Origin of the sequence: uncultured Halovibrio sp., assembly GCF_913056445.1 — a bacterium.
GTDB lineage: Bacteria > Pseudomonadota > Gammaproteobacteria > Pseudomonadales > Oleiphilaceae > Halospina > Halospina utahensis_B.
Map to the genome: position 1 here is coordinate 1 of NZ_CAJXMA010000105.1, position 9,062 is coordinate 9,062.

Consider the following 9,062-nt stretch of genomic DNA (forward strand, 5'->3'; position numbering starts at 1 on the left):
CGTTGCAGTTGAAGATCTCCGGCGCTATGAAGCTGCGCCCGGTCTGCTCCGCGATCACCGCGTAATCGGCGTTGCTCAGCCCGGCGCCCAGGTCACTCTTGGGCAGGAACATGTTCCACAGCCCCTGGGCCTTCGCCTTGGCCTTGAGCTCTTCGATCACCGGCAGCACCACCCAGGGGTTGTCCAGGCTGTGCAGTTCGCGGAAATAATCCGCCTCGATGGGTTCAATCTCGTCTTTCATGAACTGACAGACCCGGTTGTAGAAATCCTGGCCTTTTTCTGAGAGCTCAAAGTCCATGGGGGACCTCCGGCTGCTTTCACAGGTGTCTGAGGGGGTGCTTCGGGGAGGCTTCTGCGGGAAGCTCTGGAGCCATGGATGGCGGAAGAGCAGCCTACATGGGTTTGCGCGCTCAAGCGCAAACGGGTTTACACGGACGTAAACCCTGGACTTTTCAGCGGAGCAGGACAGCGCAGCTGAAAAGTACTCGTGGCGTTTCCCGCAGAAGCCTCCCCGAAGCACCCCTGCGCGATTGATACTGAAAGTGTAGAAACCTGTACCGGATAAGGCTACTGAATTATCCTCATTGCACGTTATGCAGATTGCTAATACAGAGAGCCTCCTTCATGATCCCTGGTAACCGCCTCGACCTGAACCTGCTCACCGTCTTCATCACCATCTACCGCGAAGGCAGTCTCACCCGCGCCAGCGAGATCCTGCACCTCACCCAGCCCGCCGTCAGCCACTCCCTGGCACGGCTGCGCGAGCAGTTCGACGATGCCCTTTTCCGCCGCCAGGGCAACCGCATGGTGCCCACGCCCCTCGCCCAGCGCCTGGCCAGTTCCGTGCACCCGGCTCTGAGTGAGATTCACTCCGCCCTGAACGCCTTCCATGAATTCACCCCCGAGCAGCAGCCCAGGGTATTCAACATCGCGCTCAGGGATGTGCTCGAGGCGACCTTTCTGCCGCCGCTGATGCAGGAGATGACGCAGTATCCGGGGATCGAGGTGGTCAGCCAACGGGTGCCCCGACGGGAGATGGAGCAGCAGCTGGCGGCGGGCAAGCTGGATTTCGCGGTGGATGTCCTGCTGCCGGTGAGCGACCAGACCGCCCATGAACGCCTGCATGAGGACCGGCTGGTGGTGGTGGCGCGGCGGGGTTCGGCCATCGCCCGGCAGGGCATGACCCTCGAGCGTTACCTCGCCGCCGGCCATGTGCTGGTCTCATCCCGGGCCGAGGGTCAGGGGCTGGAGGACTTCGCGCTCAGTGCCCGCGGGCATCGGCGCCGGATCGCACTACGCTGCCAGCATTATTTCGCAGCCTGCCGGGTGGCAGCTGAGACGGACCTGCTGGTGACCATGCCCGAGGCCTATGCGGACATCATCGGCCAGTACCTGGATGTCGCGCTTCTGGAGCCACCCGAAGGCATGCCGGAGGTGGATGTGCATCTCTACTGGCACCGCCAGCACGAACGTGAACCGGCTCTCAATTGGTTCCGGGAACGGCTCCACGCCCTGAAAACGCCCGGGGGATCAGGCGACCAGGGCCAGACCACCGAAGAGCAGACCTCCGGCCACCAGGGTACTCAGGAGAACCACTGAAAAGCCCCAGAGCAGGACCCTGGCTTCACTGATGTGCGGCAGGGTGGCCCGGGCACTGCGGTAGAACGCCACCGTTCCCAGTACCGGCCCGCCCAGGCCCATGAACAGCAGCCCGATCCCGAAACCAGCAAAGGTCCAGATGGCGATCAGGCGGGCGCGCTCGAACACACGCTCCTTCTCACCCATCCGGTCGAGGAAGAATCCGGCGCCCGCCCACATGAGTGCGAAGGTCAGGCCAACCAGAGCCAGTCCGATAACGAAGATAATCACGCGATAGAACACTAATGGTCACTCGGAATATAGGGGGACGGCAGCGTCTCGAACCCCGGTCTGGCCAGCAGATAGCCCTGAAAATAGCGGATCCCCATGCCACGGCACCACTGATACTCGGCCTCAGTCTCGACGCCTTCGGCAATGGTTGCAATACCGAGACGGTCATTCGTCAGCAGGACTCCCTCGATCACCGCCTGTTTGCGCGGATACTGCTCCACATCCCGGATGAGCGACATGTCCAGTTTCAGGTACTCCGGGGTGGTGTCCGTCAGCAGGTTCATCCGGGAATAACCGGCCCCGTAATCATCCAGGGCAATGTCAAACCCCATCTCTTCATAGGCATCGATGATGCTGATCAGATGATCGGTATCCGCAAGGTTCTCCACTTCCGTGAACTCGAAAACCAGCCGGCTGGTGTCGAAATCATACCTGTTCGCCGCCGCCAGCGTCGTCTGGATGCAGGTCTCCGCCCGGTACACCGCGTTAGGCATGAAATTGATACACAGCTTGGACGTCATGCCCAGCTCCGATGCCAGTTTCACCGCCTTGACCCGGCACGCCTGGTCAAACCGGTACATATTCTTGCGTGTCACCCGCCCGAGAACCTCCCCGGCCCCCTCGCCATTGAGGCCGCGTACCAGCGCCTCGTGGGCCAGAATCCCGCCGGTGTCCGCATCCACAATTGGCTGGAATGCGAAGGAAAAATCAAAGTCCAGGCCAGCACCGCAGGCACAGTGCTCGCAGTGCGACTGGTCAAACAGCTCCTCTTCTTCCATACCCCTTCCCAAAAAAACGCTTCAGACGGTGAAACCGGTATTTACACGGATTCCTGCTCTGATTTCAGTATAGAACTTGCCACAGATACAAGAGCGCCTACAGTAAAAAATGTCACCCGGCGTCAAATCAGGATCTGACCATGGCCACCTCAAGCAAGCCCACACGCATCGCCGTCACCCCTGGCGACGGTATCGGGCCCGATGTAATCCAGCAGTCCCTGCGTGCTCTGGACCATCTCAGGCAACAATACGATCTCCTGCTCGAATGGGATGTCTTCGAGTGGCCCTCGACAGAGTGGCACCGCCGCAACGGCGACATGATGCCGGCGGACGCCATGACCAGACTGGCCGGCTATGACGCCATTCTCCTGGGGGCTCTGGGTGACCCGGGACCCAGCCGGGACCCTCACCGCTATGTCCTCTCCGACAGTGTCTCTCTCAGCCCGCTGCTGCAGATGCGCAAGGGCTTTGACCAGTGGGTCTGCGAGCGCCCGGCGCACCAGCTCAAGGGCGCCCGGCAGTACCTGGCCGACCCGCGCGCAGCGGATACGGACATGCTGGTCATCCGCGAGAACAGTGAAGGTGAGTACGTCGGCCAGGGTGGACGGCTGCGCCAGGGCCAGCCCGGCGAAATCGCTACCCAGACGGAAATTTTCACCCGCTTCGCCACCGAAAGGATCATCCGCTTTGGCTTTGAACGGGCCCGCAAGCGTGCCGGTGAACGCCATGAAACCGGTAAACCCCGGACCTTCGGGAATCCTGATGGGGAACAGCTGGAAAGCCAGGTCTGTCTGATCACCAAGCGCAACGCCCTGCGCCATTGGGGGGATATGTACACCGAGGTATTCGCGGAGGTCGCCAAGGACTACCCGGATGTGGCCACCCACCACGAACTGGTGGACGCCGCCTGCATGAAGTTCGTCCAGGCCCCCTGGGCCTTCGACGTCGTGGTTGCCAGCAACCTCCAGGGCGACATCCTGACGGATCTTGCGGCGGTCATCTCCGGGGGGTTGGGCGTGGCGCCTTCATGCAACCTCAACCCGGACGACCGCAGCCAGCCCTCCATGTTCGAGCCCACTCACGGCAGCGCCCCGGATATCGCGGGCCAGAACAGAGCTGACCCGACCGCCATGCTGTTCACAACAGCGCGCATGCTGGACTGGCTGGGAGAGGAGCGGCCGGCACTGGCACGTGCTGGCCACGCACTGTACAGCGCCGTGGCCGCCGACCTGGCGGAACACGGACACGAAGAGCGCACCACTGATGCTGTAGGCGACGCGATCCTGGCACGACTGGGCGGTCAGTGACCGCCCGGAACCTCATCGGTTGGGGACGTACCCGGATGCCTTATCAACCACGTTGAAAAAGTCGCGCCTCGCCACCCAGTTGTCGAGGTTATCGAAGAACTGCTCGGTCAGCGCTTTCTTCCAGCCGATGAAATCACCCGCCATGTGGGCGGTCATGGTCACATTCTCCATGGCCCAGAGCGGGTGATCGGAGGGCAGCGGCTCCTCCTCGAACACATCCAGCCCCGCGCCGGCGATTTCGCCGCTCTGCAGTGCCTCCACCAGTGCCTGGGTATCCACGATGGGCCCGCGACCGATGTTGATCAGCCGGGCCGTCGGCTTCATGGCCTGGAAGGCTTTCGCATCAAACAGTTTCTCCGTTGCCGGCGTCAGCGGCGCGGCAATCACCACGTAATCGGCCAGACCGAGCTGCTCGGGGATCGCGTCATTGTCGTGGACGGCCTCGAAATCGGGGTCATCACTGCGGGCCCGGCGGGCCACACCGTGCGCCTCCATGCCCACGGCCGTCACCAGGCGCCCGATCTGGCGCCCGATTGAACCCGCCCCCACGACCAGAACACGCGATCCCTGAGCCCGCTCGGTGTCCCGGTGCTGCCACTGGTGGGCCATCTGCAGCCGGATCGAATGCGGAAAGTCCTTGGCGAACATCAGGATGGTGCAGAGCACGTATTCGGCAATGCTGCGGTCAAAGATGCCCTGGGCATTGGTAACGGTGACCCCACTGTTGACCAGCTCCGGAAACATCAGCGCATCCACCCCGGCACTGGTTGCATGGATCCACTCCAGGCTCTCCGCCGAGGGCCAGGCCTCGCGCAGGGCATCGGTGCGGAAATCGGTCACCATCATGATGCGGGTACCCGGCAGTGTCTGTCGCAGGGTATCGGCGTCCCAGGCAAAGCGGACCTCGGCCCGTTCGAACAGTGGGTCCAGCCCCGGCGGACGCTCCTCGTCCGGCGCTGTAAGGACGGTGATCACGGGGCGTGTCTCGGTGCTGGCCATGGTGCTCTCCTGCTGATTGGCGTCCTCTCAGGGTAGAGCCTCAATCCACGTAATGCCATGCTCAGGGTGCGCCACACCAGAGTCTCGCTTTACGGGATTACCCTTACCTGTTCTTGCTTTCCACCCCTATCTTGGCCATTGTGGTTGATGTCCGATTGTTTGAACTCATTGATGTATGGGAGAGCGGTTAATGGCTACGTCGGCAGGCAAGGCAGTACCCGAGAGCGCGCCCAAGCGTAAGCTGACCTATCGCAAGACCAAGGCCCGCTGGCATCCCTCGATGCAGGCGATACCGGTGCCGGGCATCCGCCGCATGGTCAACATGGCCGCGGAAATGGATGATGTCATCCATCTGTCCATCGGCCAGCCGGACCTGCCTACCCCCAAGCACGTGACCGACGCTATGGTGGATTCCATCCAGGCGGGCCAGACCGGCTATACCATGGACGCCGGCCTGCCGGAACTGCTGGTGGCGCTGCGTGACTATTACGGAAACCGTTACGGCCGCAAGCTCTCCACCGAGAACATCCTGGTGACCAGCGGAGCAACCGAGGCCATGTACCTGGCGCTCTCAGCCACCGCCGCGCCCGGGCGCCAGTTCCTGGTGGTGGATCCATCATTTCTGCTGTACGCACCGCTCATCCGAATGAACGGTGGCGAGGTGAAGTTCATCCCCACGCGTCCTGAAAACGGCCATCAGCTCGATCCGGACGACATCATCAAGAACATCAGCATGCGTACCTTCGCGGTGGTGCTGAACTCCCCGAACAATCCGACAGGGGCGGTCTACCCCAAGTCCACCATTGAACGGATCGTCGAGGAATGCGCCTTCCGGGGCATCCAGGTCTTCAGTGACGAGGTCTACGACCACCTTGTGCTGGACGACGAGGAGTATTCCAGCGTACTCAGCTGCGGGACGGACCTGGACCACCTGATGTGCATCTCCAGCTTCTCGAAGACCTACAGTATGGCGGGGCTGCGTGTGGGCTGGATCATCTCCAGCCAGGGTGCGATCAAGAAACTGAGGCGCTACCATATGTTCACCACATCGGTGGCGAACACACCAGCCCAGTTCGCCGGCGTGGCAGCCCTGGAGGGCGACCAGCAGAGCGTACGGGACATGATCGAGATCTACCGCGAGCGGCGGGACCTGATCGTCGATCTGGTGAACCAGACACCGTATCTGACCGGCTATAAGCCCAATGGCGGTTTCTTCATCTTCCCGGACCTGCCGGATCATGTGGACGCCTCGGACCTGTGTCTGCGTATGCTCAAGGAGACCGGTGTCTGCGCGGTTCCCGGCGACGCCTTTGGGGAACACTGCACCAACTCGATCCGGTTCTCGTTCTCCACCACGAGCGAGCGGATCCAGGAAGCCTTTGAGCGCATCATCCCCTGGATGAAGAAACAGAACCTGTGACAGAGATAAGGACTCCGATGAAACGGATTGCCAAGACCCTGCTCCTGGTGCTGCTGCCGGCCTTCGCCGGTGGCTGCGCCAGCTTCTCCCCCTACAGCGTGGATGAGTCCACCGTAGAGAAACACATCAGTGAACGGATCACGGATTTTTCCCGGGATCTCAGCGACCGCGGCCTCCCCGTCACACTGGAACTGACCAGCGCCGATGTGGCCATTGGCCCGGAAGATCGGGATGTGGCAGTGGTCGATTTCGGTGGGCGCGCCGTTCTCCAGGCGCCGAGGATTCCCATTGACCTGAATTTCAGCGTCGAGGGCACGCCGGTCTATGAGGCGGAGGAAAAGGCCATTTACATCCGCAATCTCAAGGTGCTGTCCACCCATGTGGAAGCCGCCGGCAGCGCGTTTGATCTCTCCCCGGTGACCGGGACCCTGTCAGACATTGCCGCGCAGTTCCTTAACGAACGCCCGGTCTACCGGCTGGATGAGGCGGACACTGGCGCCCGACTCTTCGGTATGATGAACCTGCGTATCGACGTCCAGCCCGGCCGACTGGTTCTGGTGCCCGCCGGCTCCGGGGATGACGTGCAGCGTTCAATCCGGTAGCTGACGCTTCACCAGCCAGGCGAAATACGCGCCCTGCTGTTGTCAGCGGTAGAACACCGCCAGCCAGACCGTCACAGTCTCCGGGTCAGTCCAGCTGACCTGGTGCCTTGAATGGGCGGGAATCGTCAGGTGGTCGCCTTTCTTCAGGTGGATCTCCGGGCCCTGCTCAAACAGCACAGTTCCCGCGCCCTCCAACACCAGGACCCATTCGTGTTCGTCCTGATCGTACCAGCCGTAGTCTGGTGAGGTATGGCCTCTTGAGACAATCCGCTCGATACGGACGTGGCTCGCCTCAAGAATGGATTCAAATGCCTCGCCGTCGAGCGTCTGCGGAAGGGATGACAGCAGATTATCCATCAGGCGTCCACGAGATGCTGATTCAGCTTTTCCCGGATATCGTCGGGGATGGCCAATGCAGTTTCGGTCTCATAATCGAAATGGATCAGAACGGCAACGCCCCGGGCTACCTGAGTGTCACCCTGCCAGGCTTCCTGAACAACATGGAACGAGGAATTGCCGATTTTCCCGATGCCGGTACGGATCGTCACAGGCGTGCCCCAATAGCTCTGGGCTTTGAGATCAACCTCCAGCCGCGCAATGATCAGCGGCCAGTGCTCAAAATCCAGCGAGGAGTGGAAAATCCGGAAAACCGGCATCCGCGCCTGCTCGAACCATACCGGAAAGGCGGTGTTGCTGATGTGGCCCAGCGCATCGGTTTCGTTGAACCGGGGTTCGATTTCATGGTGGAACATCCAGAGTCTCCTTATGGCGGTTGAGCGTCAGAACGCTGACCAGCGTATAGGATTCACAATACCTGTCCACTACAGAAGCCGGGGATCTTACATGGCACGTATTTCAACACGTAAACAGCTGGCCGGTCTGGCAGCCTGGATTGCCCTCATGCTGGCGGTCGCGGTCCTTGGCGCCGTGGCGTCCGTCAACGCCAGCGGGTTCTATCAGTCATTGACCCAGCCCGCCTGGGCACCGCCGGCCGCCTGGTTCGGCCCGGCCTGGACCACGCTCTATACCCTGATGGCGGTCGCAGTCTGGCTCGTCTGGCGTCGCTCGGGTTTCCGCGGCGCGCCCAAGGCACTAACGCTTTTCCTGGTCCAACTGGTCCCCAATGCGCTCTGGAGCTGGCTGTTCTTTGTCTGGCACCTTGGAGCCTGGTCCTTCGCCACTGTTGTGCTGCTCTGGCTGATGATCCTGGCCACCCTGATCAGCTTCCTGCGCGCCCACCGACTGGCGGGCCTGATGCTGCTGCCCTACCTGCTCTGGGTCAGCCTGGCGGTGGCTCTGAACTACACCGTCTGGCAGCTCAACCCGGTGGCTCTGGGCTGACGTCCGTACCTCTACTAATTAGCTCCCTAAGCACTGCTTTCTTACCAGTGCTAGAATGGCCGTTTTGATCCGGAGACCCTTTGCATGCCACAGATGCAGCTGGCCATTCTGCTGGGGATGACCGTAGCCCTGGGCCCCCTGGCACTGGATGCCTACCTGCCCGCGTTTCCAACCATCGCGCGGGAGTTCGGCACTGAGAATGCGGACGTGGGACTCACCCTGAGCGCCTACGTTGCGACTCTCGGGCTGGCCCAGCTGGTCGGCGGCCCTCTCTCAGATCGGTATGGCCGGCAGCGCATCCTGTTCAGTGGGTTGGCGTTATTCGCAGGTTCAGCCCTGATGGTTGCCCAGGCCGGCTCCCTGACGGAAATGCTCGCCTGGCGCGCCAGCCAGGGCGTCGGGGGCGCGCTCTGCGCCGTCTCCGTACCAGCACTGGTGCGGGACCAGGCAGAGGGCGCGGATTCAGCGAGGCTGTTCGGGCTCATTGGGCTCATCATGTTCATTGCGCCGGCGGCGGCGCCGTCCCCGCGGAGGCCGCCGAATCGGACGGGAACCGCGACGAGACCGCCGGCGAGGTCTGGGTGAATATCTCGGCGATGCCTCGCACGGTCTCCTTCGCCTTCGCGACGGCCGCCCACTCGATCATGGTCGAGCGCGAGAGCGACCGGAACCGGATCCACACCTACTACACGGTCCCCGAGAAGTACCTGGAGACCGAACTGGCCGAGGAACCACGGGCCCAGCG

The 9,062-nt window shown here is 62.0% G+C and carries 13 protein-coding genes; 7 read left to right on the plus strand and 6 right to left on the minus strand.

Annotated features, from left to right (window positions below):
* Positions 1-298 (minus strand): acyl-CoA dehydrogenase family protein (locus tag QZ501_RS13980; RefSeq protein ID WP_295720355.1); only part of this gene is annotated, 298 nt, incomplete at its 3' end.
* A gap of 326 nt (positions 299-624) precedes the next feature.
* Between QZ501_RS13980 and QZ501_RS13985 the strand changes: the two genes are divergently transcribed.
* Positions 625-1,599 (plus strand): LysR family transcriptional regulator, encoded by a 975-nt coding sequence (locus tag QZ501_RS13985; protein WP_202405601.1) that lies wholly within the window; start codon positions 625-627, stop codon positions 1,597-1,599.
* Here the strand turns inward: QZ501_RS13985 and QZ501_RS13990 are convergent.
* Both QZ501_RS13990 and QZ501_RS13995 read right to left on the minus strand, forming a co-directional pair.
* Entirely contained in the window at positions 1,531-1,881 is a 351-nt protein-coding gene (locus tag QZ501_RS13990) for a hypothetical protein (RefSeq protein WP_160898527.1), read from the minus strand. The genes QZ501_RS13985 and QZ501_RS13990 overlap by 69 nt on opposite strands.
* Positions 1,881-2,648: an EAL domain-containing protein gene (locus tag QZ501_RS13995; RefSeq protein ID WP_192497385.1), complete on the minus strand. Its 768-nt coding sequence runs from the start codon at positions 2,646-2,648 to the stop codon at positions 1,881-1,883. Before QZ501_RS13995 ends, QZ501_RS13990 begins: the two co-directional genes overlap by 1 nt.
* Positions 2,649-2,788: 140 nt before the next feature.
* Here QZ501_RS13995 and QZ501_RS14000 point away from each other — a divergent pair, with 140 nt between their 5' ends.
* Positions 2,789-3,955, plus strand: coding sequence for an isocitrate/isopropylmalate family dehydrogenase (locus QZ501_RS14000; RefSeq protein WP_295720359.1), 1,167 nt, complete (start codon positions 2,789-2,791; stop codon positions 3,953-3,955).
* 12 nt (positions 3,956-3,967) lie between these two features.
* Here QZ501_RS14000 and QZ501_RS14005 read toward each other — a convergent pair whose 3' ends face one another.
* Positions 3,968-4,954 (minus strand): D-2-hydroxyacid dehydrogenase, encoded by a 987-nt coding sequence (locus QZ501_RS14005; RefSeq protein ID WP_295720362.1) that lies wholly within the window; start codon positions 4,952-4,954, stop codon positions 3,968-3,970.
* Positions 4,955-5,144: 190 nt separating this feature from the next.
* On the opposite strand from QZ501_RS14005, the gene QZ501_RS14010 reads away from it, so the two are divergent.
* Both QZ501_RS14010 and QZ501_RS14015 read left to right on the plus strand, forming a co-directional pair.
* Positions 5,145-6,374, plus strand: coding sequence for a pyridoxal phosphate-dependent aminotransferase (locus tag QZ501_RS14010; protein ID WP_151441266.1), 1,230 nt, complete (start codon positions 5,145-5,147; stop codon positions 6,372-6,374).
* 17 nt (positions 6,375-6,391) lie between these two features.
* Entirely contained in the window at positions 6,392-6,976 is a 585-nt protein-coding gene (locus QZ501_RS14015; RefSeq protein ID WP_295720365.1) for a DUF1439 domain-containing protein, read from the plus strand.
* A gap of 42 nt (positions 6,977-7,018) precedes the next feature.
* Here QZ501_RS14015 and QZ501_RS14020 read toward each other — a convergent pair whose 3' ends face one another.
* Together QZ501_RS14020 and QZ501_RS14025 are read right to left on the minus strand one after the other, a co-directional pair.
* Positions 7,019-7,333, minus strand: coding sequence for a cupin domain-containing protein (locus QZ501_RS14020; RefSeq protein ID WP_295720367.1), 315 nt, complete (start codon positions 7,331-7,333; stop codon positions 7,019-7,021).
* Positions 7,333-7,728, minus strand: coding sequence for a thioesterase family protein (locus tag QZ501_RS14025; RefSeq protein ID WP_151441269.1), 396 nt, complete (start codon positions 7,726-7,728; stop codon positions 7,333-7,335). The genes QZ501_RS14020 and QZ501_RS14025 overlap by 1 nt, the downstream gene beginning before the upstream one ends.
* A 91-nt stretch (positions 7,729-7,819) precedes the next feature.
* Here QZ501_RS14025 and QZ501_RS14030 point away from each other — a divergent pair, with 91 nt between their 5' ends.
* The 3 genes from QZ501_RS14030 to QZ501_RS15110 all read left to right on the plus strand — a co-directional run.
* Complete coding sequence (locus QZ501_RS14030) at positions 7,820-8,317, plus strand: TspO/MBR family protein (protein ID WP_295720370.1); 498 nt, start codon at positions 7,820-7,822, stop codon at positions 8,315-8,317.
* 84 nt (positions 8,318-8,401) lie between these two features.
* Entirely contained in the window at positions 8,402-8,902 is a 501-nt protein-coding gene (locus tag QZ501_RS14035; RefSeq protein WP_295720372.1) for an MFS transporter, read from the plus strand.
* 11 nt (positions 8,903-8,913) lie between these two features.
* Positions 8,914-9,062 (plus strand): hypothetical protein (locus QZ501_RS15110; RefSeq protein ID WP_363174796.1); only part of this gene is annotated, 149 nt, incomplete at its 3' end.

Coding starts and splice junctions, on each gene's coding strand:
- QZ501_RS14015 (WP_295720365.1), top strand. CDS start 6,392: ATGAAACGGATTGCCAAGACCCTGCTCCTGGTGCTGCTGCCGGCCTTC.
- QZ501_RS14020 (WP_295720367.1), bottom strand. CDS start 7,333: ATGGATAATCTGCTGTCATCCCTTCCGCAGACGCTCGACGGCGAGGCA.
- QZ501_RS14000 (WP_295720359.1), top strand. CDS start 2,789: ATGGCCACCTCAAGCAAGCCCACACGCATCGCCGTCACCCCTGGCGAC.
- QZ501_RS14030 (WP_295720370.1), top strand. CDS start 7,820: ATGGCACGTATTTCAACACGTAAACAGCTGGCCGGTCTGGCAGCCTGG.
- QZ501_RS14035 (WP_295720372.1), top strand. CDS start 8,402: ATGCCACAGATGCAGCTGGCCATTCTGCTGGGGATGACCGTAGCCCTG.
- QZ501_RS14010 (WP_151441266.1), top strand. CDS start 5,145: ATGGCTACGTCGGCAGGCAAGGCAGTACCCGAGAGCGCGCCCAAGCGT.
- QZ501_RS14005 (WP_295720362.1), bottom strand. CDS start 4,954: ATGGCCAGCACCGAGACACGCCCCGTGATCACCGTCCTTACAGCGCCG.
- QZ501_RS13985 (WP_202405601.1), top strand. CDS start 625: ATGATCCCTGGTAACCGCCTCGACCTGAACCTGCTCACCGTCTTCATC.
- QZ501_RS14025 (WP_151441269.1), bottom strand. CDS start 7,728: ATGTTCCACCATGAAATCGAACCCCGGTTCAACGAAACCGATGCGCTG.
- QZ501_RS13995 (WP_192497385.1), bottom strand. CDS start 2,648: ATGGAAGAAGAGGAGCTGTTTGACCAGTCGCACTGCGAGCACTGTGCC.